This is a genomic window from Pseudomonas sp. PS01297 (assembly GCF_029959305.1).
Classification (GTDB): domain Bacteria; phylum Pseudomonadota; class Gammaproteobacteria; order Pseudomonadales; family Pseudomonadaceae; genus Aquipseudomonas; species Aquipseudomonas helleri.
Genome location: NZ_JASCPQ010000002.1, coordinates 120,996 through 145,353, shown reverse-complemented (window position 1 = coordinate 145,353; position 24,358 = coordinate 120,996). Strand labels below are relative to the sequence as shown.

Genomic DNA, 24,358 nt, shown 5'->3' with positions numbered 1-24,358 from the left:
GCAGGACCCATGGCAAATGTGCAAAGCGGCAAAATGATCGTTGGTCTCGATATCGGTACCTCCAAGGTGGTGGCGCTGGTAGGCGAGGTTGGTGAAGACGGCACGATCGAAATCGTCGGTATTGGCACGCATCCGTCCCGGGGCCTGAAGAAGGGCGTGGTGGTCAACATCGAGTCCACCGTGCAGTCGATCCAGCGCGCGATTGAAGAAGCGCAGCTGATGGCCGGTTGCCGGATCCACTCGGCGTTCGTCGGCGTTGCGGGCAACCATATCCGCAGCCTGAACTCCCACGGCATCGTTGCCATCCGTGATCGTGAAGTGAGCACGGCTGACCTTGAGCGCGTACTTGACGCTGCCCAGGCAGTGGCCATTCCGGCAGACCAGCGTGTGTTGCACACCTTGGCGCAGGACTACGTGATCGACAACCAGGAGGGCGTTCGTGAGCCGCTGGGCATGTCGGGCGTACGTCTGGAAGCCAAAGTGCACGTGGTGACTTGCGCGGTAAATGCTGCGCAGAACATTGAGAAATGTGTGCGTCGCTGTGGCCTTGAGGTGGATGACATCATCCTCGAGCAACTGGCGTCGGCTTACTCGGTATTGACCGATGACGAGAAAGAGCTGGGCGTGTGCCTGGTCGACATCGGCGGTGGCACCACGGATATCGCGATCTTCACTGAAGGCGCTATTCGTCACACTGCGGTGATCCCGATTGCGGGCGATCAGGTCACCAACGACATCGCGATGGCGTTGCGTACCCCGACCCAGTATGCCGAAGAAATCAAAATCCGTTACGCCTGCGCACTGGCCAAACTGGCCAGCGCGGGTGAAACCATCAAAGTACCGAGCGTGGGCGACCGTCCTCCGCGCGAGCTGTCCCGCCAGGCCCTGGCCGAAGTGGTTGAGCCGCGTTACGACGAATTGTTCACATTGATCCAGGCAGAGCTGCGTCGCAGCGGCTACGAAGACCTGATCCCGGCCGGCATCGTGCTGACCGGTGGCACTTCGAAAATGGAAGGCGCTGTCGAGCTGGCGGAGGAGATCTTCCACATGCCGGTTCGCCTGGGCGTACCGCACAGCTTCAAAGGCTTGTCCGACGTTGTGCGCAACCCGATTTACTCCACCGCTGTGGGCTTGTTGCTGTACGGGCTGCAAAAGCAGTCAGACGGTATTTCCATATCGGGTATCAGCAACCGCGACAGCTACAGCAGTGAAGAACAAAAAGCCCCTGTGTTCGAGCGCCTCAAGCGCTGGGTTCAGGGCAACTTTTAAAGCTTGAGCAGTAAAAGATTCAAAAGCAGTAGAAGTAGGCGAAATAACTAGAGAATGTAAGGAGAGGGACCATGTTCGAACTCGTAGACAACATCCCGCAGAGCCCGGTAATCAAAGTTATCGGTGTTGGTGGTGGCGGTGGCAATGCTGTTAACCACATGGTTAAGAGCAACATCGAAGGCGTGGAATTCATCTGCGCCAACACTGACGCACAAGCGCTGAAGAACATTGGCGCGCGTACCATCCTGCAATTGGGCACCGGTGTGACCAAAGGCCTGGGTGCTGGCGCCAATCCTGAGGTCGGTCGTCAGGCCGCTCTGGAAGACCGCGAGCGCATCGCTGAAGTGTTGCAGGGCACCAACATGGTGTTCATCACCACGGGCATGGGCGGTGGTACCGGTACCGGTGCTGCGCCGATCATTGCCGAAGTGGCCAAGGAAATGGGCATCCTCACCGTTGCGGTGGTGACACGTCCGTTCCCGTTTGAAGGTCGCAAGCGCATGCAGATCGCTGACGAAGGTATTCGTCTGCTGTCCGAAAGCGTTGACTCGTTGATTACGATTCCGAACGAAAAACTGCTGACCATCCTCGGTAAAGACGCCAGCCTGCTGTCGGCTTTCGCCAAGGCCGATGACGTACTGGCCGGTGCCGTTCGCGGTATCTCCGACATCATCAAGCGTCCGGGCATGATCAACGTCGACTTTGCCGACGTGCGCACCGTGATGAGCGAAATGGGCATGGCAATGATGGGCACTGGCTGCGCCAGCGGTCCTAACCGTGCACGTGAAGCGACCGAAGCGGCTATCCGTAACCCGTTGCTCGAAGACGTGAACCTGGAAGGCGCTCGCGGCATCCTGGTAAACATCACTGCCGGTCCTGACCTGTCTCTGGGTGAGTACTCCGACGTGGGCAGCATCATCGAAGCGTTCGCTTCTGAACACGCAATGGTCAAGGTCGGTACGGTTATCGATCCGGACATGCGCGACGAACTGCACGTGACCGTGGTTGCTACCGGTCTGGGCGCGAAAATCGAGAAGCCGGTCAAGGTTATCGACAACACCGTTCAGGCATCGTACGCAACGGCTTCGGCCCAGCCAGCGCCTTCGCGTCAAGAACCGCGTGTCGAGCGTCAGGAGCTGCCAGCGGTTAACTACCGTGACCTGGACCGCCCAACCGTGATGCGTAATCAGGCTCAGCATGGCGCAACAGCGGCTGCGAAGCTGAATCCGCAAGATGATCTGGACTACCTGGACATCCCGGCATTCCTGCGTCGTCAGGCTGATTAATGAAATCAATCAGGGGGATTCAGGTGATTGGTGTTCAGCAAAGGCTCGGTCTGCTATTATCGCCAGCCTTTGTTGATACCAGTTCGCAATTTGCGCTGAAGCGGCCAATGCCATGATTAAACAACGCACCCTGAAAAATATTATCCGTGCCACAGGTGTCGGCCTGCACTCCGGTGAGAAGGTCTACCTGACCCTCAAGCCTGCGCCTGTGGACACCGGCATCGTGTTTTGTCGTGCAGACCTTGACCCTGTGGTGCAGATTCCTGCTCGCGCGGAAAACGTCGGCGAGACGACGATGTCGACCACGTTGGTCAACGGCGACGTAAAAGTAGACACGGTAGAGCATTTGCTCTCGGCCATGGCTGGCCTTGGGATCGATAACGCCTACGTCGAACTCTCCGCGTCTGAAGTCCCGATTATGGACGGTAGCGCCGGACCTTTCGTGTTTTTGATTCAATCTGCCGGCCTGGAAGAACAGGACGCGCCGAAGAAGTTCATCCGTATCCTGCGTGAAGTGACAGTGGAAGATGGCGACAAGCGCGCTACTTTCGTCCCTTTCGAAGGCTTCAAGGTGAGCTTCGAGATCGATTTCGATCACCCGGTTTTCCGTAACCGCACCCAAAGTGCAAGCGTGGATTTCTCAAGCACTTCGTTTGTAAAAGAAGTCAGCCGCGCGCGTACCTTTGGCTTCATGAGTGACATCGAGTACCTGCGCAAGCACAACCTCGCACTCGGCGGCAGCGTGGAAAACGCGATCGTAGTCGACTCCGATGGTGTACTGAACGAAGACGGCCTTCGCTACGAAGACGAATTCGTGAAGCACAAAATCCTCGACGCCATTGGCGATCTCTACCTGTTGGGCAATAGCCTGATTGGTGAGTTCAAAGGCTTCAAGTCTGGCCATGCCCTGAACAACCAGCTGCTTCGCAAGCTGATTGAGCAGACCGATGCATGGGAAGTCGTGACCTTTGAAGACGCCAGCACTGCACCGATCTCGTACATGCGTCCGGTTGCGGCAGTTTAAGTAAAACTTCATTCTCTAGTTTTTGAAGGCCACCCTCGGGTGGTCTTTTTTTTGGACTGGTGTCTAACGTAAATGTGCAGGAGCGAGCTTGTCTCGCGATCTTTTGATCTTGGCTGGGGCAGCTTCGCCACCCATCGCAGCCTTCGTGCCTCGGCAGCGGCTACAAGCCGGACGTAGCCTCGCAAAGCTCGTCAACTGCTACGGGCGGTGCACATTTGTAGGCGCAAGCTTGCTCGCGATCTTTTGATCTTGGCTGGGGCAGCTTCGCCACCCATCGCAGCCTTCGTGCCTCGGCAGCGGCTACAAATCGGACGTAGCCTCGCAAAGCTTGTCAACTGCTACGGGCGGTGCACATTTGTAGGAGCGAGCTTGCTCGCGATCTTTTGATCTTGGCTGGGGCAGCTTCGCTACCCATCGCAGCCTTCGTGCCTCGGCAGCGGCTACAAGCCGGACGTAGCCTCGCAAAGCTCGTCAACTGCTACGGGCGGTGCACATTTGTAGGCGCAAGCTTGCTCGCGATCTTTTGATCTTGGATGGGGCAGCTTCGCCACCCATCGCAGCCTTCGTGCCTCGTCAGCGACTACAAATCGGACGTAGCCTTGCAAAGCTCGTCAACTGCTACGGGCGGTGCACATTTGTAGGAGCGAGCTTGCTCGCGATCTTTTGATCTTAAAGATCGCAGCTGCCGTCAAAGGTCATGTGCATGGGGGGCTCGCCTACACCAATGGCGGTTTCACCGCATTCAACCCCGTCTCATTGATGTTCACGACTCGGTTGCGTCCGGCCTTCTTGGCTTGATACAACGCCTTGTCAGCAGCGCTCAACAACGCGTCCTGGGTTTCACCCGGCTTGGCATAGCGGGTGCACGAGCCCAAGCTGATGGTCAGCTTTTTATGCTCCGGTAACACCGGGGGCATTTGCTCGACGGCGAGGCGGAGTTTCTCGCACAGCAGGCGCGTATTGGCCGCCTCAGTTTCGGTCAGTACCACGGCAAACTCTTCGCCCCCGTAACGGGCCGCCAAGTCAGAAGGGCGGCGCACATGGGCCTTGATCACGGCGGCGACCTGGCGGATGGCTTCATCCCCTGCCTGATGGCCGTAGAGATCATTGAAAGCCTTGAAGTGGTCAATATCTATCATCACCAGCGACAGCGGGCAGCCTGTGCGTTGCGCCCGGCGCCATTCCAGATCCAGGGCCCGGTCCAGTGTGCGGCGGTTGGCCAGCCCGGTCAGCGGGTCGGTTGACGCCAAGGCGGCTAGATCACGCTCGGCATGAAGGCGCAAATTCAATTCGCGAATCAGCAGCCAGGTCAGCCACAACAGGCCCAGGCATAACAGTAGCGTGACGCTGCCGATCACTAACGCCGTGTGCTGCCAATTACTGAAAATGCTCGAGGCCGCTATCGCCACTACCACGATAATGGGCAGGTCGTGCACCTGAGCGAAGGTGTACAGGCGCTCGTGGTGATAAATGCCGGACATGGCGATAAAACTGCCAAAGCGCTCATTTAAAAAACGCCGGAAGTTGGGCGCCTGGCTGAGGTCCTGGCCGATTGAGATTTTACTGGTCGGCGGGTACTGCAACATCAGCGTGCCATCCGTGTCGAGCAAGCTGATATTGCCACTGGGGCCAATGTCCAGGCCTCTAAACAGATTCTGGAAATACGATATTTTCAGTTTTCCGACAGCGACCCCGGCAAAAGTCCCGTCCTCAGCCACCAGTCTGCGACTGAGATAGATGATCCATTCGGGGCTGTCTGAACTGGCGAGATAGGGGTGACTGATGAACAGCTCATCGCGGGTGCTGTTTTGTTGCACGCTGAACCAAGGTTGTTGGGTGGCGTTCGCGGGGATGCTGACGACTGGTTTTGAGCGGGCAATCAGCTTGCCTTGAGCATCCAGTACAAAAAAACCGAAAGATGAGGGTGCTTCGTTGGTTCTGTCGAAGAGCAGGGATTGCCGGGTCTGGGCAGGCAGCGTCGCCAAGGCCTGGGTGTGCAGCAGGTCGATGAGGTTAATCAGTGCGGAGTCATAAATAGAGAAGGTATTGCGAATGTCGCGATTGATCAGTTGCACGATGTTCAGGGCGGAACGCTTGGCATCTTCTTCGGTGTTGCGGTATTCCCGGACCAGCAAATAGCTGACGATGCCGAGAATGACCAAGGCTGAAAATGTCGTTGCCCCGATCAATGTGCGGCGGGTAATGACAGGAGTGCGCGCAGAATACTTAATGGCTTTACCCTCAAGGCTATAAATCGTGCCTGCCTCTAAGGTACAGCGCTGGAGGTTTAAGGCCAGCTAAAAAGCTGGCCTTAAGGTCACGATTTAAAAGATGTTCAGAGGATAGTCAACAATCACGCGGTATTCATCGACATTGTGATCGACTGTTTCATACGCCGCGTTTCCACGGTTGGTTGCCCAGCGCAGGGTAAAGCCCAAGTCTTTGGCCTTGCCTTCCTGAACCACGTATTTGGCGCTCAGGTCACGCTCCCAGTGGAACGCGTTTTTGCCGTTGGGGTTGTACCAGTTGCTGTAACCGATGCTGTTCGGATCCGCCTTGGTCAGGTCCACTTCACCGCGTGAATACGAGGCGCTGGTGGTCAGGCCAGGGATGCCGAGGCCAGCAAAGTCATACTCGTATTGCAGTTTCCACGAGCGTTCGTTCGGGCCGTTGAAGTCCGAATACTGCTGCGAGTTATCCAGGTAAATACTGTCGCCCTGGTTGATGTAGTCAAACGGCGTGTTGCCGTTGACGCGTTGGTACACGGCGGTGACTTTGTGCCCGTCCATCCCCACTGCAAAGTGCAGGCTGAAGGTGTTGTTGTTGATGGCGCCCAGCAGCGCGTTGCCTGTGTCCTGCGTGTGGTAGTAGTGGAAGCCAGGGTTCAGGGTGATGCCGTTGCTCAGCGAATGGGTGTAGTCCAGATCGTAGTAGTACTGGTTCCAGACGTTTTGCAACTGCGAGGCATACAGGTTGCTGGTGACCCCCGGGATGCCGCTGAAGGCTACGCCAGCCCAGGTCAGGTGCTTGGTGGTCTGGTCGTTCAGGTTGCCGTAGGTGGTGGTCAGACGGCGCATGCCGCTCTGGTTGTAGGGCTTGTCGTAAGTAACTTGACCGCCTTCCAGCATCCAGCCCGCAAAGCTGTGGTTGGTCAGGCTGATGCCCTGGAACGTTTGCGGCAGCATGCGGGTTTCACCGCCTGCGATCACCGGGTTGGTGATGAACAGGTCACCGGCTTTCAGTTCGGTATCAAACGCACGAATTTTCAGCGCCGCACCGCCCGACGAAAAGTCGGTGGGCGCATTACCGTTGCCGCCACCGATCGGCAGGATACTGCTACCGCTGGTCCCGCCACCGCCATCCAGCTTGAGGCCGAGCATGGCGTAGGCATCCAGACCAAAACCGACCACGCCAGGCGTGTAGCCCGAGGCGAATTTGGCAATGAAACCTTGGCCCCACTCCTTGCCGTCATGGGTGTCCGGGCTGTGGATGTCGTGGTTCATGTAGTAGTTGCGTAGATGCAGGTCGAGGGTCGAGCCGTCGATGAACCCCTCTTTTGAGGTGTCGTCATCTGCCTGTGCAATCAGAGGGATCGTTGCAGTCAGTGCGATGAATAGGGGACTGAGTTTCAGCGCTTGTTTCATCAGTCGGTTGCTCCTTTAAAGTGACGGCAGTTTTTATTTTCTTTGAGAATTCAGTTCTTATTTGTAGGCGCTTCACGGTCTGTGCGCCTTTTTTTAAAACAAAAAAAAGCCGCTATCATAGCGGCTTTTGAAACAATCAGTCACATGCGTGTCATCAGACTGACTGGGTCGGGAAATATTTGCACGTGAAATCAGCTGTCTTTTGGTTCATCTGCCGGGCTGACTTTGACCTGTGTTTGCTGGGATTTGACATCATTTTGATGGCTGGCAGCGAGCTCGGTTTGACGCTGTTCAAAGGCCGCTGCGCGGGCCTCGTTCTTGGCGATGAACGCAGGGGATTCTTCTGCCATGGCCAGAGGCGACAACATCATAGACGACAAAACGAAAACGCTAGCCATACCCATACTGGTGGACATTTCAGGACCTTCTTGCAGAGCAAGTGTTGTGTGATGGGCTAAATCTATAGTGCCGACGGGGATTGAAACAGCGTCATTCCGTACAAGGACTGTTGCGATTTAAGTAACAAACTGGCGTAGATTGACAGGCAAGCAACGCCCGGCTGCCTCAAAACCTCATGACCTTAAGTGTTTGGCATAAAGAATGTGTTAAGTGTGGATTCGCCCTTTACCCCATAGCTGTTTGTGCCATATAGCTCGGTGTTGTACATCTTGCCCGGCACTAGATTCGGCACCGAAGCTTTGGTGGTAGTGCCAGTCACTCGTACGTGTTGCTTGGTGCCCGTGTCCTGTTCCTCTAAGATTAAATTTATGACCTCTGAGAAATGTATGTATTGCCAAGCGAACGTTGCAATGCCGAATTGAACGTAGGTAAAACCTATTGATTCTTTGGTAGGGCGATAAGAAGGCGTGTCCTTGTTGGAGGTATTTGCGTGGAACGCGGCTGTTCTCGAATGGTTGCCACTGCTATCAACAGCATAAACATATACTTCATAGTTAATATTTTTAGCCAGTGAGACAGTGGTTTGAAGAGCGCCCAGGACTGGAGGGTCTAGTACCTTGTAGAGTTGATTGTTAATGATTACTTCGTAGTGCGATATTCCACGATTGTCCGAAGAAGCGTTCCAGAAAATGTAGAGTCTACCTTCCCTGTAGCGATAGAGGCACAGCAGGTTGGCAGGCACCGTGGGGTATTCCTGATCCCAGACTGGATCACCATACATAAAGGTATAGTTGGAATTGTAGGCTCTTGCTCCCTTGGTTCCGTAGGCATTAATACCCCAGACAAACACATGATAATTTTTGAGAGGGATTAAGTTATCAAACGTATAAGTCAGATCGCTGCCAGCATAAAATGCTTCTCGAAGCGGTTGTCCGATAATTTTTCCGTCCACACCGCTTTCCCCGCCTTGAACATCCTTGGTGTCGTAAAGGTGGATTTTATATTTGACAATGTTATGGCTGCCCTTCCAGGTGGTAACGCCAGTAGTGAGTTCCTGGCGAAGTACTGTTTGCCCATTGATAGGTGTTGTTGCATGGCTGCTGGTTTCTTTTGTACTGCCGGGATAGGTGATTGAGGTGGACTGGTTACCCTCTTGGTCTACGGCGAACAGAGTCAGGGTATAGTCCCATGAACGATTCACGGGTATAGTGTTGCCGCTGTAGAAAGATTCATAGGTTTTTTCGGTATCCGTTTTAATGATCAACGTGTGGGTGCGGTAAATTTCCCCACCGTCAAAATTAACCGTTAATTGCTGAGTGATCGGGTCATATGAAGTGTTCAGATTGGACGGCGAGGGCGGAGGCGTCACACTGGGTTGATAGGCGTTAATGCGCTTGATGGCGTAATCGCTAGTCAGTCCGAAACTGTTGACTGCATGCGCGGTTATCAAGTAGGCGTCATAGTTGGGGAGGTTGCTAAACACCACACCTAATGCCCAGCGAGAGGCGGTATTACGTAGAATAGGCTCTCCTACGGGTTTGCCGTCTACAATGTCTTTTTCAGCATAAATTTCAAAAATATAGTGATCGGCATTATAGATGGAGTGCTTGATAAGCATTGAACACGCATATTTGCCGTCACGCTGAGAATAAACAATTTCAGGGGGCAACGGTTTATCGCTCTCTGTTGGTGGATCCATTCCTTTAAGGGGTTTGACCAATGGCGTTGAACGGTTACCGGCCACGTCGACGGCATACAGTTTAAATTCGTACTCCTGTCCTTTGCGGACCTCGAACTCTAGCTGTTGCTGCGGGGTGCGAAGGTTATCAAGCTTGATTTCATCTCCACCATTGAGTGAGTAGAGGTAGTGGTCAACACCAAAATTGTCAGTAGAGGCATTGAAGTTTATGAAATAGGTGCTCCACCCGCCATGCCAGAATTCATTGTAAACGGTGGGCTGAGACGGGGGCTCTTTGTCATTCAGTCGTTCAGATTTATACAGGTTGGCGCTGATGCAGTAGGGGACAATGGAAGAGTTTTCAATAAAATCCACATTAATGATGTTGCTGTTAATTAATGCTTGAGCGTGAGGCTCGAATTTTTTGTTGATGTAGTCTGAAATGTCCATGGCGCCATAGAGTTTTTTATACCTGACGACTTGCAATGACCATAGCTTGGATTTATAGGTCTCAACGGTATTCTTATCAATATAGATATCAAGTTCTTGCTCGGAGGGAATGTCCTTGCCTACCCAGTAGTGTGGGATGTTACTCCAGATCGCAGGCTGTGCGCCAAACGCGTTCGTCGCGATGATAATGTTGTGGCCTGCGTAGCGGGTGCGAATGTCCCCGAGTGTTAAGTCGGAGGCAGATCTGGGCACAATTTTTGTTGAACTGTCAGTGCCTGAAAACCCTTGAGTCAGTTGTGTTAGCAAACGCTCATAGTCGCTGGGTCGAAAGTTTTTAAATTCTTGAAAATGTAAAATAATGAGTTCGTGTTTTTTTGAGTTGTAGTCGTTTTTGAAAAATGCATTGCAGTCTTTAATGAGCCCCAGTACAGATCGGTTAGATGAAAAGGGCCCGTGGAAAAAATCGAATCCATATAACGTGCCATTGAAAACTCTTGCATTGACACGCAAATCGAACACGCGCGCACCCTGTGCGATCTGGAAAGGAAAAGTATCATTTTGACAAGTTACCCAGCCCTCTACAGGGCCTGATATCCCTTTTTTATCCATCCCAGCATTGTGTGTAGAGGGGAGGCTGAGCTGGTGTAGTTTTAAATTGTCGAGACTGCTGCCGAGGTCGGTCATCCAGGTGGATAAATTATAATCAGGTGTCTTATTTGATATTTTTTTCATGGTGATAATGGCTCTTAATGAGTGGGGCAAATTAAAAGCCTATCGACAGGCATAGGGTATTTCTACTGGTGCTTCTGATAGGTGTCTGAAGCTTTTGCCGATTTTATAATGCTTCTAGTTTGGTTTTTTTCGTGATGTTAGTAGTCGTGACTTGGGTATAAGTTCGTACGGCGATGCCCGCAGTAAATGCCCAGGCGACGTTAAGTGACTGTCTAAGTTGTTGTTTTGGCGCTAATAAATAAAAGTGCGCTGGAAAACTTCGTTACTTAACTGAATCGAAACATTCAGTCATCTGGATAACGCATATTTTAAATTTCATCATGTTGGCAAATGCAGCCCAAAGGTATTGCGCCCTTCGCCAGTGCGCACAAACACTTCGCCACCGTGCATCTGCGCGATGGCTTTGACGATGGCCAGGCCAAGGCCGTGGTTGGCAACGCTGTTGTGGCGTGACGCGTCCACGCGGTAGAAGCGCTCGAACAGGCGCGGTAAATGCTCGTCGGCAATCGGTTCGCCCGGGTTGCTGATACTGATGCTTGCCTGATGCGCGTTTTGCTCGATCTGTACATCAATCTGCTGCCCGGGTGCGGTGTGCTGCACGGCGTTGCTCAGCAAGTTGATCAGCGCCCGGCGCAGATGGGCTTTCTCGATGTTGACCTGGGCATCGCCGCTGACCCGTACCGCAACGTGGGCGTCTTCGAGAATGAACTCCAGATAGTCCAGCGTGGTGGCTACTTCATCTGCCAGCGAGGCGCGGGTCAGTTTGCTGGCTTTGCTGCCTTGGTCGGCACTGGCCAAAAACAACATGTCATTGATGATGCTGCGCAGACGCTCCAGTTCTTCGAGGTTGGATTGCAGCACTTCAAAGTAATGCTCCGCCGACCGCCCGCGGGTCAGCGCCACCTGGGTCTGGCCAATCAGGTTGGTCAGCGGTGAGCGCAGTTCATGGGCCACGTCGGCATTGAACGACTCAAGGCGGGTGTACGCCTGTTCAACCCGGTCCAGGGTTGAGTTGAAGCCATTGACCAAGTGATCCAGTTCAGGCGGCAGCGGTGACAGATGCAAGCGCCCGGACAAACGCGGTGGCTCAAGTTTCTGGGCTTTTTCAGACAGCGTGATCAGCGGCTTGAGCCCGATGCGCGCCACCCAATAACCCAAGGCAGACGCCAGCAAAACGCCAATGATCGCCAGGCTGATGAGTGCCATCAGCAGGTGGTGCTGGGTTTGGCGAAAGGTCTCGGTATCGATGCCGATCAGAAACCGCAGCGCCGGGCGTTGTTCCTTGGCCGGGATCTGGCTGATCAACACCTTGAACGGGTACGCCTCGCCGGGCAATTGCAGGTCGCGCACGCCCGTCGGGCCTTGGGCGAACGCGCGTATTTGCGCGTCAGGCGAGCCATATTCGTAATGGGGGTCATTACTGATGGCCCAAAAGCGGATGCGTTTGTCTTCTTCACTGAGCAAGGTGAATTTGGAGGTGATCTTGGCCCAGTGATCGGGGTTGCCGAAGCGATTGATCGACGATTCCAGCACGCTGAACCGCGCATCCAGTTCGGCTTCGGGCAGCATGCTGATGCCCTTGTCGACTTGCTGGTACAGCGCCCCGCCAATCAACACAAACACCAGCAAGGCCACCAGCGTGAACAATACGCTCAGGCGCATCGCGATGGAGTTCAGACGGTTAAACACCACGACGCTCCAGCACATAGCCCATGCCACGAATGGTGTGCAGCAATTTGTGTTCGAAAGGCCCGTCCAGCTTGGCCCGCAGGCGCTTGATTGCGACCTCTACGACGTTGGCATCGCTGTCGAAGTTGATGTCCCAGACCATCTCGGCAATCGCCGTTTTAGAGAGGATTTCACCCTGGCGCCGGGCCAGCACGCTGAGCAGCGCAAACTCTTTGGCCGTCAGGTCCAGACGGCTTCCAGCGCGGCTGGCCTTGCGGCTGATCAGGTCGATCCACAGGTCATCGACCGTCACCTGCACTGGTTCATGGCCGCCGCTGCGTCGGGTCAAGGCTTGCAGCCGGGCGACCAGTTCCAGAAACGAAAATGGCTTGCCCAGATAATCATCAGCGCCTTCGCGCAGGCCGCGCACCCGGTCTTCAACGCGCTCGCGCGCGGTCAGCATGATCACCGGTGTTTGCTTGCGCGCACGCAAGGCGCGTAACACGCCAAAGCCATCGAGTTCCGGGAGCATCACATCGAGCACAATCACCGCGTAATCGCTTTCCAGCGCCAGGTGCAACCCCTCGACGCCATCGCGTGCGACATCCACCGTGTAGCCCTGCTCTGTCAGCCCGCGATGCAGGTAGTCAGCGGTTTTTTCTTCGTCTTCAATAATTAGAACGCGCATAACCTGCCTCAGTGATCCGTCGCCATTGAGCGGGCGGGTTGGGATCGATGGAACATCCGTTCGAGCCACAAGTATATGACGGGCGTGGTAAACAGCGTCAGCGCCTGACTTACCAGCAAACCGCCGACCACGGCAATACCCAGCGGCTGGCGCAACTCAGCGCCGGTGCCGTAGCCGAGCATCAGCGGCAAGGCGCCCAGCAGGGCGGCGAGGGTGGTCATGATGATCGGGCGAAAACGCGTCAGGCAGGCTTCATAGATTGCCTCTTCAGGGCTCAGCCCGCGGGTGCGCTGGGCATCCAGGGCAAAGTCGATCATCAGGATGCCGTTTTTCTTGACGATCCCGATCAGCAGCACCAGCCCGATCAACGCCATGATCGAAAAGTCCTGGCCACATATCCACAGCATCAACAGCGCGCCCAGCCCTGCCGAGGGCAGCGTCGAGATGATCGTCAGCGGGTGCACGAAGCTTTCGTACAGCACCCCCAAAATGATGTACACCGCCACCAGTGCCGCGAGAATCAGCCACGGCTGGCTGGCCAGCGAGCTTTGGAAGGCCTGCGCGGCGCCCTGGAAATTGCCGCTGATGGTGCTTGGCATGCCAATCTCGTTTTTCGCCTGATTGAGCATCAGCACCGCGTCACCCAAGGCCACGCCGGGGGCGAGGTTGAAGGACAGGTTGGCGGCCGGGAACATGCCGTCATGGCTGATCGACAGCGGGCCGCTGGTGGGCGCATCCACCTTGGCCACCGCCGAGAGCGGCACCATTTCGCCGGTCAAGGGTGAGCGCAGGTAGAAGTAGTTCAAGCTTTCGGCTTTGCCACGCTGCTTGCTGTCGACTTCCAGGATCACGTTGTACTGGTTGGTTTGCGTCTGGAACTCATTGATCTGACGCTGACCAAACGCGTCGTAGAGAGCTTCGTCGACATCGGTGGCGGTGAGGCCGAAGCGTGCGGCGGCTTTGCGGTCGATGCTGATGTGGGTGATGCTGCCGCCCAGTTGCAGGTCATTGGACAGGTCACGAAAAGCCGGGAGGGTGCGCAGTTTTTCGGTCAGGCGCTGAGTCCAGGTATTGAGCGTCGGCCCGTCGTTGCTTTTGAGCACGTACTGGTACTGGCTGCGGCTTGGCCCGGAGCTCAGGTTGATGTCTTGCCCGGCGCGCAGGTACAACACGATGCCCGGCACCTTGGCCAGTTGCGGGCGGATACGGTCGATAAATTCGCTGGCCGACACATCGCGCTCGCCGCGGTCTTTGAGGGCAATCCAGAAGCGCCCGTTGGCGATGGTCTGGTTGCTGCCGGTCACGCCCACCGAATGCGAAAACGCCTGCACCGCCGGGTCGTCGCCGACGATCTTGGCCAGCGCCAAATGCTTCTGGGTCATGTCCGAGAACGAAATATCCGAGGCGGCTTCGCTGGTGCCCAGCACAAAACCGGTGTCTTGCACCGGGAAGAAGCCCTTGGGGATCAGCACATAGCCGGCAATGGCCATCGCCAATGTCACGCCAAACACGCCCAGCATCAGCCGCTGGTGGGCCAGTGCGCGTTTCAGGCCGGTGTCATACAAGGCCAGCAACCGCTCGCCAAAGCCGGGTTTGGCGTCGGCGTGATGCACCGGCGCGCGCATAAACAGCGCGGCGAGGGTGGGCGCCAGGGTCAGTGACACCAGCACGGAAATAACGATAGTTGAGGTGGCGGTCAGGGCGAACTCTTTAAACAGTCGCCCGACTACACCGCCCATAAACAGCAGCGGAATAAACGCCGCCACCAGCGAGAAACTGATCGACACCACGGTGAAACCGATCTCGCTGGAGCCTTTGATTGCCGCATCGCGCATGCTTTCGCCCGCTTCGAGATGGCGATGAATGTTCTCCACCACCACAATCGCATCGTCGACCACAAAGCCCACGGCCACCACAATCGCCACCAGCGTCAGGTTGTTCAGGCTGAACCCGAGCACGTACATCAAGGCAAAGCTGGCAATCAGCGACACCCCCAGCACGGCAGACACAATCAATGTGGCAGACCATTGGCGCAGGAACAGCGCCATGACCGCGACCACCAGCAGCACTGCGATCAGCAGGGTGATTTCCACTTCATGCAACGAGGCGCGGATGGTCTGGGTGCGGTCGCTCAGCACCGTGACCTCGACCGAGGCCGGGAGCATGGCTTGCAGGCCGGGCAGGGCGGCCTGGATGCGGTCGACGGTTTCCACAATGTTGGCCCCCGGCTGGCGTGAAATCACCAGGTTGACCCCTGGCTGGTGGCCCGACCAGGCTTGCACGTAATCATTCTCGGAGCCGTTGATCACCCGCGCCACGTCGCGCAACTGCACCGGGGCGCCGTCTTTGTATGACACGATCAACTGGCCGTACTCGTCGGCATCGAACAATTGGTCGTTGGTCGCCAGGGTCGAGATGCTCGATGGGCCGTACAGCGCGCCCTTGGCCAGATTGAGGCTGGTTTGCTGCAACGCCAGACGGATATCGGCGAGGGTCAGGCCAATGGCGGCCAATTTGTCTGCGCTGGCTTGTACCCGGATCGCCGGGCGTTGCTGGCCGGTGATGTTGATCTGGCCTACGCCGTCGATCTGGCTGATTTGCCGGGCGAGCAGTGTTTCGACGTAATCGCTGAGTTCAGTGCCGGGCATTTGCAACGAGCTGATGCTGAGGATCAGCACCGGGCTGTCCGCCGGGTTGACCTTGCGCCAGGTCGGCAGCGTGGGCATGTCTTTGGGCAACTTGCCGGACGCGGTGTTGATCGCCGCCTGGACTTCCTGGGCGGCGGTATCGATGCTCTTGTCGAGGGTAAATTGCAGGGTCAGGGTGGTTGACCCCAGCGCACTGCTGGAGGTCATTTGGGTTACGCCGGGGATGGCGCTGAACTGCACCTCCAACGGCGTTGCGACCGATGAGGCCATGGTGTCCGGGCTGGCACCGGGCAGTTGCGCCGACACTTGTATCGTCGGGAATTCCGCCTCGGGCAGCGGCGCGACGGGCAAGCGTGGAAAGGCAATCAGGCCCAACAGCACTAACGCAAAGGTCAGCAGCACCGTGGCAATCGGGTGATCGACGCACCAGGCCGAGAGTGAGCGGCTGCGGGTCATGGCTGCACCGGCTGGGCGTGTTCGGTGTTAGCCAGGGCGGGCTCGCTCAGGGTTTCAATTTTTGAGCCGGGTTTGAGCCGCGACTGGCCGTCGCTGACCAGCGTATCGCCCGGTTTGACGCCGCTGACAATGTTCAACTCCGTGTCCTGATAGAGGACCTGCACGGGCACGGTTTCGACCTGGTCGCCGTTGACCCGGTACACGAAGTAAGTGTCCAGCCCGCGTTGCACAACGGGCGGGGGGACAACCAGAGCGTTTTGATCCAGCCCGGTTTGAATCTCGACATTCACCAGTTGCCCCGGCCAGAGCGCATGGGTCGGGTTATCGAACTGTGCCTTGACCTTGATGGTGCCGGTGGCGGCTGACACCTGATTGTCGATCAGGCTCAAGCGCCCTTCGCCCAACGGCGTACCGCTGTGGTCCGCGTCGCCAATAAAGGCTTTGACCAGGGCCGGATCCTTGGCGTTGAGCAGTTCATGCAGGGTGGGCAGCAACTGCTGGGGCAGGGAGAATTCGACGGCAATCGGGTCGAGTTGGGTCACCGAAAATAACCCCTGGGTATCACTGACCCGCAGGAAGTTGCCCGGATCCACAGCGCGGATCCCAACACGGCCAGTGACCGGCGAGTGAATTTGCGTATACGACAGTTGCACCTGCGCCGCTTCAATCGCCGCCTGATTGCCTGCTGCCGTGGCTTTTAGCTGATTGACCAGCGCCTGTTGCTGGTCGAGGGTTTGCTTGGACACACCGTTGTCGACGCTCAGCAACTGGTAGCGCTTGAGGTCGATCAGCGCTCCTTGCAACTGCGCCTGGTTTTGCTGCAGTTGGGCTTTGGCCTGATCCAGGCTGGCCTTGATTGAGCGGTCATCCAGAGTTGCGAGCAAATCACCGGCCTGTACCGTTTGCCCTTCTTTAACCAGCAACTGGGTGAGGATGCCGTCAATCTGTGGGCGAATGACCACACTGTGGAGCGACAGCACGGCGCCAATCCCGCTGACCGTGCGCGGCACGTCTTGCTGCACCACTTGAATGACCCGCACCGGCACGGCGGTAGCCGCGACAGCGGTGTGCGAGGTCGGGCGTTTGAGCAGCCAGAGGCCTGCGCCGAGCAGAACAATCACCAGCGTGCCGAGGACTATTTTTTTAGTTTGAATGCGCATGCCAGGCCGTGTGCGTGGAAAGGGGAGAGTCAGGGTTATAGCGGTTGAATCCGGTCAGCAGAGTGACTGCAAACTGACATTACGGACAGGAACATAAAAATAGTGTGATAACCGTCAAGAAAGAGCTGCCCACGTCGATAGTTTTGTAGAGGGTGCGCTCCAGCGTTCCCGCTCAGGGGGCGTGAACCATGAAGAAGATGGCGCTAAGTGTTGCTGCGTGTGCGTTGGTGCTGTTGGCTGGCGAGGCTGAGGCGCAGTCGGTTGTCAGAAGCGGGGTGATTCACTTTCAGGGGGCTATTGTGGAGTCTTCCTACGAGATTGCCCCGGCTAGCGAGATGAGCACGGGTGCGTCCGTCAAGCTGATAGAGGTCGAGCCCGGTGTTGTCATTGCGGTGAATATGGCCTCGCGAGGCGCCGGTGGCAGCGAGCCGCTCTTTTCCACGGCCTTTGAAGCGCTTAAAAACGAGCCACTAGCCAGTGATAACGTGTCGGCCAGCAAGCGCGGCGTGCTGACTATTTCCTACCGGTGACTGCTCGGCGGGTTGATCGGGCAGGTATACTGCGCGTCTTGCGCCAACTGGCCGATCACTCCCCCGTACTCCGGAGCTTTCATGACAACTCCTGCACAACCGGCTGCTCCTGATGCCGTGAGCGCCGAACCCACTGAAAACGAAGCAACTGCAGATACCGCGCAAAAGCCGGTGATCCCTGCGTTCACGTTTCCGTTCAAGCCTGCTGAATTTGCCAAGAACAAAGCCAATTCCAAAGGCCAGACCCATTACAAAAAAGGTGAAGGCCACGGCCACACCAAAACCCCTGGCGCAGCGCCTCCCGGTACTCGTCGCTCCATGGGCAAACGCTGATTGATGCCACAAAATGTGGCTTTGTGCCACTATTGGTCGGATAGGCCGTATTAATGCCTTTTGAAATGCGCTAGATCAGTATTTGGTTAATTGGGGAGCATAAAGTCGACGCCCCGCCGACTCTTACTCCCTAATAACTGAGCGTGCTGTCATGAAAATCAATCTACCGATTACCGGCCGAGCTGTTGATTTCGCACCCGACGCCAACATCCTTTCTACCACTGACCTGAACAGTGCCATCACCTACGCCAATGATGACTTCATCAAAGTCAGCGGTTATTCGCTGAGCGAGTTGCTCGGCAACCCGCATAGCCTGCTGCGCCACCCCGATATGCCGTCAGCAGCCTTCAGCCACATGTGGCAGACCCTCAAGGCCGGGCGCTCATGGATGGGCATGGTGAAAAACCGCTGCAAAAATGGTGACCATTATTGGGTCAGCGCTTACGTCACGCCGGTGATGAAAAACGGCGAAATCGTTGAGTATCAATCGGTGCGTACCTGCCCAAGCCCCGAGTGTGTGCAACTGGCCGAGGCCGATTACGCCGCGTTGCGCTCGGGGCGCACGCCGCTATGGCAGCGTCTGCCGCGGGTCAGGCTGGCGGGCAAGCTGGCGCTGTTTGTCAGCGCCGTGTTTGCCGGGGCGACGGCGCTGGGCACCGTTTTGCTGCCGTCTATCGACTGGCAGGCCGGCGTGGTCATTTGGTTGACCGGCAGCCTGTTGAGCTCGGTGGCGATTGCCTGGCTGCTGCGCCCACTTAACGCCTTGACCCGCCGCGCTCAAGACGTCGGCCATAACCCGCTAAGCCAGCACATCTATACCGGGCGGCGGGATGAGATGGGGCAGATCGCGTTTGCCCTGCAGATGCTTGAAGCGCAGACCGGTGCAATGGTGGGACGTATCGGTGATGCGTCGCAACGCTTGGCCGGGCATGCCAGTGAGCTGGTGCAGCACCTCCAAAGCAGCCACTCCAGCACCCTTAGTCAGCAACATGAAACCGATCAGGTGGCCACGGCGATTCATGAAATGAGCGCCAGCGTGGCGCAAGTCGCGAACAATGCTCAGCAAGCCTCGCAAGCGGCAGATCGGGTCGAAAACGAAACCCGTGAAGGGCATGAGTTGGTGATGCAGAGCCGCAGTTCGGTGCAGCACCTGGCAGGCGAGCTGGCTCGGGCAACCGAGGTCATCCACCACCTGGAAGGTCACAGCAGTGACATTTCATCGGTGTTGGAGGTGATTCGCAGCATCGCTGAGCAAACCAATTTGCTGGCGCTGAATGCGGCGATCGAGGCCGCCCGGGCGGGTGATCAGGGGCGTGGATTTGCCGTGGTGGCCGACGAAGTGCGCAGCCTGGCGCAGCGCACACAACACTCAACCAACGAAATCCAGCAGATGATCCTCACCTTGCAAGACGGCGCCCGGGCCGCCGTGCAGGTGATGCAGCAAAGCAGCCAGCATGCTGAAAACAGCGTCAGCCAGGCGCAGTTAGCGAGCAGTGCACTGGACGAAATCACTCAACAGGTGAAGAAAATCACCCAGATGAGCGTACAGATCGCCTTGGCGGTGGAAGAGCAAAGCGTGGTCAGCGAAGACATCAATCGCAACATCGCGGGTATTCGCAGTGCCGGGGATGTCACTGTGCTTGCCGGGCAGCACAGCCATCGCAGCTCCGGTGATGTGGCAGAGTTGGCTGTCAGCCTGCGTTCATTGGCGCAAGAGTTCTGGCAGACGCGGCGTTAGCGCTTACAGCGCTTCGCGCCGGATGAGTTGCATGCCGAATTTGGCGTAAAGCTGGCGGGCGGGGTGATTGTGTTCCATGACCTTGAGGTCGACACAGGCTTCACCGCGCTGCTGGAACGCGCTGAACACCTGATTGAGCAGGGCACCGCCCAAGCCCCGATTTTGCATGCCGGGGTGTACCACCAGGTCCTTGAGGTAAGCGCTGGTCCAGGCCAGGGCCACGCCGACCACCTGGCCGTCGAGCAGGCTGACAAAACACAGTTGCGGGTCGTATTCAGCGTCATGCAGCAGGTCGTGCTGCCAGCGCTCCAGCGGTTGCAGATCACCCAGACCTGCGCCATAGCCCTGTTCCAGCAGGGCGTGCACGCGGGGCAGCAACGCCGGGGTGAGGGCGCTCAGTAGCATGCCCTGCGGCCACGGCACGGGTGTCAGAGGCTGGCGCAGGTCTTTGCGCAGCAGCAAACAGTGATTACTCATTGAACTCAGACGCCTTGCTCGGCCACGGTACGGGCGGCAAGGATCAGGCATTGCGTGAGTTCCGGCGAGGAGAATTTGGTCAGCACCGCATTGGCCCCGGCCAGACGGGCTTTTTCGCTGTTCATCGCACTGTCGAGCGAGGTGTGCAGCAGCACGTACAAATGCGCAAAGTCCGGCGTTTCGCGCACGGTGCGGGTGAAGGCGTAGCCGTCCATCTCGGACATTTCGATGTCAGACACCAGCACATTGATTTGCTCTGGCGTGCCGTGCAGTTCCAGCAAGCGCTCAATGGCCTCTTTCGCGCTGCGGGCCGTGTGGCAATGCAGGCCGAGATTACGCAGGGTGATCACCGATTGTTGCAGCGCCACCTGGCTGTCATCGACCACCAGGATTCGCGCTTTGGCCAGCAATTGCGCGTCCTCCCGGCTGAGGGCTTCAGTGTTCGGCTCAATCCGGGCGGGCGTGATGCCATGAATCACTTTTTCAATGTCCAGCACCTGCACCAGCGCGCCGTCCACTTGCGTGACGCCGGTGATGTACGAGCGCTTGCCTGAACCGTAGGGCGGCGGGCGGATATCGGTGCTCAGGCAATGCACGATTTTGCTCACCGCTTGCACGTGCAAGCCCTGCTTGGAGCGACTGACATCGGTCACGATCAGGCAGCCGCCGTCGGGATCGAGCAACGGTTGTTCGCCAATGGCGCGGCTCAGGTCAATGACCGACAGCGAGGCCCCGCGCAACACCGCAATGCCTTTCACATGGGGATGCGACTCGGGCATTTTGGTCAGCGGCGGGCACGGAATGATTTCGCTGACCTTCAACAGATTGATCGCCATCAGCTTGCCGCTGCGCAACGTGAACAGCAGCAAAGACATCGAGTCGGCGCGGGCGTGGGTGGATGACATAAATACCTTCTGAGATAAGGGCAGCAATACAGGGTTATCGACCCGAACGCCGAATCCTGTAGGCGATCTCAACCTGTAGCCGCTGTCGAAGAATGAGGCTGCGATGGGTTGCGTAGCGACCCCAGGCGGAGGTCCTGCGACCAGCATCGCAGCCTCGTGCCTCGGTAGCGGCTACAGGGGGGTTATTTCAACCCCAAACGCTTGGCCATTCGGCCCAGGTTTGCCCGGTCCAGGCCCAGTTCGCGGGCGGCGCTGGCCCAGTTGTGTTGATGGCGCTCAAGGCAGGCGCTGATCAACTGGCGTTGGTAGTTCTCCGTGGCCTGGCGCAAGTCACCGATGACCGGCGGTAGCGGCTCTTGTTCTGCCACTGCGGGGCCGTCCTGCGGTGTCGGCAAGTCCAGGTCCGCGGCGGTCAGGGTCAAGATGCGCGGCCGGGTTTTGCAGTTACCCAATGCCTTGAGGGTGCTGCGGCCGATCAGGTGTTCCAGTTCGCGCACATTGCCCGGCCATGAGTAATGCAGCAGCGCGGCCTGGGCATCCGGGCTCAGGCGCAAGCTGCCCAGGCCCATGCGTGAGCGGTTTTGCTCCAGAAAGAAGCCGCTCAGTAGCAGCACATCGCGCCCGCGTTCGCGCAGGGCGGGCACGTTGAGCGGGTAGACGCTCAGACGGTGATAGAAGTCGGCGCGGTAGCGACCGCTGCGCACTTCTTCTGCCAGGTCGCGATTGGTCGCGGCAATCAGGCGCACATCGACGTGGTGTTCCTGATCCGAGCCCAAGCGCTGCAATTGCCCGCTTTGCAGCACGCGCAGCAGTTTGGCTTGCACCGTCAGTGACAACTCGCCCACTTCGTCCAGAAACAACGTGCCGCCATTGGCCAGTTCAAACTTGCCACGGCGGTCGCTGGTGGCTCCGGTAAAGGCGCCGCGCACATGGCCGAACAGTTCGCTTTCGACCAGGGTGTCGGGCAGGGCGGCGCAGTTCAGGCTGATCATTGGCTTGTCGGCGCGTGGCGAGGCGGCATGAATGGCTTGGGCGACCAGCTCTTTGCCGACCCCGGTTTCGCCTGTGATCAACACCGTCAGGTCGCTGTTGCCGACCAAGGCAATTTCTTCGAGCAGGTGTTTATGGGCGGCGCTCTGGCCAATCAGCTCTTTATTGGGCAAAGGATGAGCCTGGCGATACAACTCGGCTTTTTGCTGCTCATCGGCCACCCGCAGGGCCAGGCGCTCGATACGCTGGGCCACATTGACCGTGGCGGCAGCCAGACTGGCAAAGGCTTGCAGGGCATCCAGCTCAATGGGTTCGAAGCGTTTTGGGTCCAGCGCATCGAGGGTCAGCAGGCCCCAGGGGCGCTCGTCGACGAACAGCGGGCAGCCCATGCAGTCGTGGATCTCCAAGTGCTCGGCCAGCCCGTCGACCAGTCCGTCATACGGGTCGGGCAATTCGCAGTTGTTGGGAAAACGCGTAGGGCCGGGGCTGCTGAGCAGGATTTCAAAGCGCGGGTGCTCGCTGATTTTAAAGCGCCGCCCCAGCGTATCCAGGCTCAGGCCGTCTACCGCCAACGGCACCAGCCATTCGCCGTCCAGGCGCAGCAGGGCCGCGGCGTCGCACGGCAGCACAGCGCGCATGGCTTGCAACAAGCGCCGGTAACGTTCGCTTTCGGGCAGGTCGCGGGACAAGTCCGCTACCAGCGGGAGCAGGGCTGTGAGAAGCAATTTTGCAGTCATTTTGACCTCGTGTAGTCGAAGTGACTATAGAACAAGGTGTGTCATAGTGACTACATTGTTTTTAAGTGTTTGATTTTAAAGGTTTTTAAGGTTGGCACGAAAACTGATGGTTAAACGGTAATCCATTTTTCCCTACGTGTTCAGGAGTCAACTTTATGCTTACTGCTCAAGACCGTGCCATCGTTAAATCCACTGTGCCGCTGCTCGAAAGTGGTGGCGAGGCGTTGATGACACACTTCTATAACATGATGCTCACCGAATACCCGCAAGTGCGTCCGCTGTTCAATCAGGCTAACCAGGCCAGCGGTGACCAGCCGCGCGCCTTGGCCAATGGCGTCTTGATGTACGCCCGGCACATTGACCAACTGGATCAGCTGGGCGACTTGGTGGCGCGAATTATCAACAAACACGTTGCGCTGCAAATCCTCCCGGAACACTACCCGATTGTCGGCAGTTGCCTGCTGCGGGCCATTGAAGAAGTGCTGGGCAGCGACATTGCGACCTCGCAGGTGCTGGCCGCCTGGGGCGCCGCTTACAACCAACTGGCGGATATCTTGATTGGCGCAGAAGCCGCCATCTACGACGAAAAAGCCGCTGCACCGGGTGGCTGGCGCGGTGGCCGGGCATTCAAGCTGGCCGCCAAGCTAGAGGAAAGCGCAGAAATCACCTCGTTCTACTTCCGCCCGGTAGATGAGCAGCCGATCCTTGAGTTTGAACCTGGCCAGTACATCGGCATCAAGCTCAACATCGATGGCCAGGAAGTGCGTCGCAACTATTCGCTGTCGGCGCTGGCCAAAGTGGGTCGCTACCGGATCAGCGTCAAACGCGAGCCGGGCGGTGTGGTGTCGAACTACCTGCATGACCGCCTGCAAGTGGGTGACATCGTTGAGCTGTTTCCGCCTGCAGGTGAGTTCACCTTGGCTGCCAGCGAAAAACCTCTGGTGTTGATCAGCGGCGGGGTGGGCATCACACCTACGTTGTCGATGCTGGAGGCGGCACTGGCCACGCAACGGCCGATCCGCTTTATTCACTGTGCGCGAAATGCACAGGTGCATGCCTTCCGCGGCTGGATCGAAGAACTGGCCGCGCAGCATCCGCAATTGCAGCGCTTTTATTGCTATGAGCAGGCAGACCCTTTGGCTGACCATGTGGGGCTGCTGACGGAAGAGGTGCTGGGCGAATGGCTGGGCGAGGAGCGCGATGTCGATGCGTACTTCCTGGGCCCTAAAGGCTTTATGAGCGCCGTTAAGCGTCATTTGAAGGCGCTGGGCGTGCCTGAGCAGCAAAGTCGCTATGAGTTCTTTGGGCCGGCTGCGGCGCTGGAGTAAGCGACGGGGTTGAATGCGTCGCTGCCGACGATAAAGAGGGTTGCGGGGGCTTTGAGATAACGGCTTGCTCCGCAACCCTTCGCAGCCTTCGGCAGCGACTACGGGTTTGTGTACGACGACTTAATCATCTATTAATCCTTCTGCGACACCTTGCCTACACAGTTCTCCTACATTCAGGTCGATGTTCTGGGTGTAAACTGCGCGCCTTAGTGGCTGCG

General features: G+C 57.3%; 18 protein-coding genes. 7 read left to right on the top strand and 11 right to left on the bottom strand.

Annotated features, from left to right (window positions below; translation table 11 throughout):
- The first annotated feature begins 9 nt into the window (after positions 1-9).
- The 3 genes from ftsA to lpxC all read left to right on the top strand — a co-directional run bounded on the left by ftsA (position 10) and on the right by lpxC (position 3,579).
- Entirely contained in the window at positions 10-1,269 is a 1,260-nt protein-coding gene (gene ftsA / locus QMX84_RS01645; protein ID WP_048367176.1) for a cell division protein FtsA, read from the top strand.
- Positions 1,270-1,340: 71 nt separating this feature from the next.
- Positions 1,341-2,555, top strand: coding sequence for a cell division protein FtsZ (gene ftsZ, locus QMX84_RS01640; RefSeq protein ID WP_048367173.1), 1,215 nt, complete (start codon positions 1,341-1,343; stop codon positions 2,553-2,555).
- 112 nt (positions 2,556-2,667) lie between these two features.
- On the top strand, positions 2,668-3,579 hold the full coding sequence (gene lpxC / locus QMX84_RS01635; protein WP_048367172.1) for a UDP-3-O-acyl-N-acetylglucosamine deacetylase: 912 nt from the start codon (positions 2,668-2,670) through the stop codon (positions 3,577-3,579).
- 716 nt (positions 3,580-4,295) lie between these two features.
- Here lpxC and QMX84_RS01630 read toward each other — a convergent pair.
- From QMX84_RS01630 to QMX84_RS01595, 8 genes are all read right to left on the bottom strand, one after another.
- Positions 4,296-5,741 (bottom strand): sensor domain-containing diguanylate cyclase, encoded by a 1,446-nt coding sequence (locus QMX84_RS01630; RefSeq protein WP_282362953.1) that lies wholly within the window; start codon positions 5,739-5,741, stop codon positions 4,296-4,298.
- A gap of 162 nt (positions 5,742-5,903) precedes the next feature.
- Positions 5,904-7,223: an OprD family porin gene (locus QMX84_RS01625; RefSeq protein ID WP_153330969.1), complete on the bottom strand. Its 1,320-nt coding sequence runs from the start codon at positions 7,221-7,223 to the stop codon at positions 5,904-5,906.
- Between the two features lie 191 nt (positions 7,224-7,414).
- Positions 7,415-7,639: a hypothetical protein gene (locus QMX84_RS01620; RefSeq protein ID WP_048367167.1), complete on the bottom strand. Its 225-nt coding sequence runs from the start codon at positions 7,637-7,639 to the stop codon at positions 7,415-7,417.
- A 164-nt stretch (positions 7,640-7,803) separates the two neighbouring features.
- The gene (locus QMX84_RS01615; RefSeq protein WP_282362952.1) at positions 7,804-10,482 is read right to left on the bottom strand and encodes a hypothetical protein; all 2,679 of its coding nucleotides are present in this window, start codon (positions 10,480-10,482) and stop codon (positions 7,804-7,806) included.
- 318 nt (positions 10,483-10,800) lie between these two features.
- A complete protein-coding gene (locus QMX84_RS01610) occupies positions 10,801-12,144 on the bottom strand; it encodes a heavy metal sensor histidine kinase (protein ID WP_282362967.1) in 1,344 nt (447 codons plus the stop codon).
- A 19-nt stretch (positions 12,145-12,163) separates the two neighbouring features.
- A complete protein-coding gene (locus QMX84_RS01605; protein ID WP_048367163.1) occupies positions 12,164-12,838 on the bottom strand; it encodes a heavy metal response regulator transcription factor in 675 nt (224 codons plus the stop codon).
- Positions 12,839-12,846: 8 nt separating this feature from the next.
- On the bottom strand, positions 12,847-15,942 hold the full coding sequence (locus tag QMX84_RS01600) for a multidrug efflux RND transporter permease subunit (RefSeq protein ID WP_282362951.1): 3,096 nt from the start codon (positions 15,940-15,942) through the stop codon (positions 12,847-12,849).
- Positions 15,939-17,102, bottom strand: coding sequence for an efflux RND transporter periplasmic adaptor subunit (locus QMX84_RS01595; RefSeq protein ID WP_282362950.1), 1,164 nt, complete (start codon positions 17,100-17,102; stop codon positions 15,939-15,941). Before QMX84_RS01595 ends, QMX84_RS01600 begins: the two co-directional genes overlap by 4 nt.
- Positions 17,103-17,290: 188 nt before the next feature.
- Here QMX84_RS01595 and QMX84_RS01590 point away from each other — a divergent pair, with 188 nt between their 5' ends.
- The 3 genes from QMX84_RS01590 to QMX84_RS01580 all read left to right on the top strand — a co-directional run bounded on the left by QMX84_RS01590 (position 17,291) and on the right by QMX84_RS01580 (position 19,703).
- The gene (locus QMX84_RS01590) at positions 17,291-17,632 is read left to right on the top strand and encodes a hypothetical protein (protein WP_282362949.1); all 342 of its coding nucleotides are present in this window, start codon (positions 17,291-17,293) and stop codon (positions 17,630-17,632) included.
- A gap of 81 nt (positions 17,633-17,713) precedes the next feature.
- Complete coding sequence (locus QMX84_RS01585; protein ID WP_282362948.1) at positions 17,714-17,965, top strand: hypothetical protein; 252 nt, start codon at positions 17,714-17,716, stop codon at positions 17,963-17,965.
- 151 nt (positions 17,966-18,116) lie between these two features.
- A complete protein-coding gene (locus QMX84_RS01580) occupies positions 18,117-19,703 on the top strand; it encodes a PAS domain-containing methyl-accepting chemotaxis protein (protein WP_282362947.1) in 1,587 nt (528 codons plus the stop codon).
- A gap of 3 nt (positions 19,704-19,706) precedes the next feature.
- Here the strand turns inward: QMX84_RS01580 and QMX84_RS01575 are convergent, their stop codons facing one another.
- The 3 genes from QMX84_RS01575 to norR all read right to left on the bottom strand — a co-directional run bounded on the left by QMX84_RS01575 (position 19,707) and on the right by norR (position 22,812).
- Complete coding sequence (locus QMX84_RS01575; RefSeq protein ID WP_282362946.1) at positions 19,707-20,180, bottom strand: GNAT family N-acetyltransferase; 474 nt, start codon at positions 20,178-20,180, stop codon at positions 19,707-19,709.
- 5 nt (positions 20,181-20,185) lie between these two features.
- Positions 20,186-21,085, bottom strand: a complete 900-nt coding sequence (locus QMX84_RS01570) for a chemotaxis protein (protein WP_262126391.1) — start codon at positions 21,083-21,085, stop codon at positions 20,186-20,188.
- Between the two features lie 182 nt (positions 21,086-21,267).
- Positions 21,268-22,812: a nitric oxide reductase transcriptional regulator NorR gene (gene norR, locus QMX84_RS01565; protein ID WP_282362945.1), complete on the bottom strand. Its 1,545-nt coding sequence runs from the start codon at positions 22,810-22,812 to the stop codon at positions 21,268-21,270.
- A gap of 155 nt (positions 22,813-22,967) precedes the next feature.
- On the opposite strand from norR, the gene hmpA reads away from it, so the two are divergent.
- A complete protein-coding gene (gene hmpA / locus QMX84_RS01560; RefSeq protein ID WP_282362944.1) occupies positions 22,968-24,140 on the top strand; it encodes an NO-inducible flavohemoprotein in 1,173 nt (390 codons plus the stop codon).
- Positions 24,141-24,358: the final 218 nt, after the last annotated feature.

What these genes read in the sequence shown, in the direction of transcription:
- lpxC (WP_048367172.1), top strand. Translation starts at nt 2,668, where the DNA reads ATGATTAAACAACGCACCCTGAAAAATATTATCCGTGCCACAGGTGTC.
- QMX84_RS01590 (WP_282362949.1), top strand. Translation starts at nt 17,291, where the DNA reads ATGAAGAAGATGGCGCTAAGTGTTGCTGCGTGTGCGTTGGTGCTGTTG.
- QMX84_RS01570 (WP_262126391.1), bottom strand. Translation starts at nt 21,085, where the DNA reads ATGTCATCCACCCACGCCCGCGCCGACTCGATGTCTTTGCTGCTGTTC.
- QMX84_RS01620 (WP_048367167.1), bottom strand. Translation starts at nt 7,639, where the DNA reads ATGTCCACCAGTATGGGTATGGCTAGCGTTTTCGTTTTGTCGTCTATG.
- QMX84_RS01610 (WP_282362967.1), bottom strand. Translation starts at nt 12,144, where the DNA reads ATGCGCCTGAGCGTATTGTTCACGCTGGTGGCCTTGCTGGTGTTTGTG.
- ftsZ (WP_048367173.1), top strand. Translation starts at nt 1,341, where the DNA reads ATGTTCGAACTCGTAGACAACATCCCGCAGAGCCCGGTAATCAAAGTT.
- QMX84_RS01600 (WP_282362951.1), bottom strand. Translation starts at nt 15,942, where the DNA reads ATGACCCGCAGCCGCTCACTCTCGGCCTGGTGCGTCGATCACCCGATT.
- QMX84_RS01625 (WP_153330969.1), bottom strand. Translation starts at nt 7,223, where the DNA reads ATGAAACAAGCGCTGAAACTCAGTCCCCTATTCATCGCACTGACTGCA.
- QMX84_RS01615 (WP_282362952.1), bottom strand. Translation starts at nt 10,482, where the DNA reads ATGAAAAAAATATCAAATAAGACACCTGATTATAATTTATCCACCTGG.
- QMX84_RS01595 (WP_282362950.1), bottom strand. Translation starts at nt 17,102, where the DNA reads ATGCGCATTCAAACTAAAAAAATAGTCCTCGGCACGCTGGTGATTGTT.
- norR (WP_282362945.1), bottom strand. Translation starts at nt 22,812, where the DNA reads ATGACTGCAAAATTGCTTCTCACAGCCCTGCTCCCGCTGGTAGCGGAC.
- hmpA (WP_282362944.1), top strand. Translation starts at nt 22,968, where the DNA reads ATGCTTACTGCTCAAGACCGTGCCATCGTTAAATCCACTGTGCCGCTG.
- QMX84_RS01575 (WP_282362946.1), bottom strand. Translation starts at nt 20,180, where the DNA reads ATGAGTAATCACTGTTTGCTGCTGCGCAAAGACCTGCGCCAGCCTCTG.
- ftsA (WP_048367176.1), top strand. Translation starts at nt 10, where the DNA reads ATGGCAAATGTGCAAAGCGGCAAAATGATCGTTGGTCTCGATATCGGT.
- QMX84_RS01580 (WP_282362947.1), top strand. Translation starts at nt 18,117, where the DNA reads ATGAAAATCAATCTACCGATTACCGGCCGAGCTGTTGATTTCGCACCC.
- QMX84_RS01585 (WP_282362948.1), top strand. Translation starts at nt 17,714, where the DNA reads ATGACAACTCCTGCACAACCGGCTGCTCCTGATGCCGTGAGCGCCGAA.
- QMX84_RS01605 (WP_048367163.1), bottom strand. Translation starts at nt 12,838, where the DNA reads ATGCGCGTTCTAATTATTGAAGACGAAGAAAAAACCGCTGACTACCTG.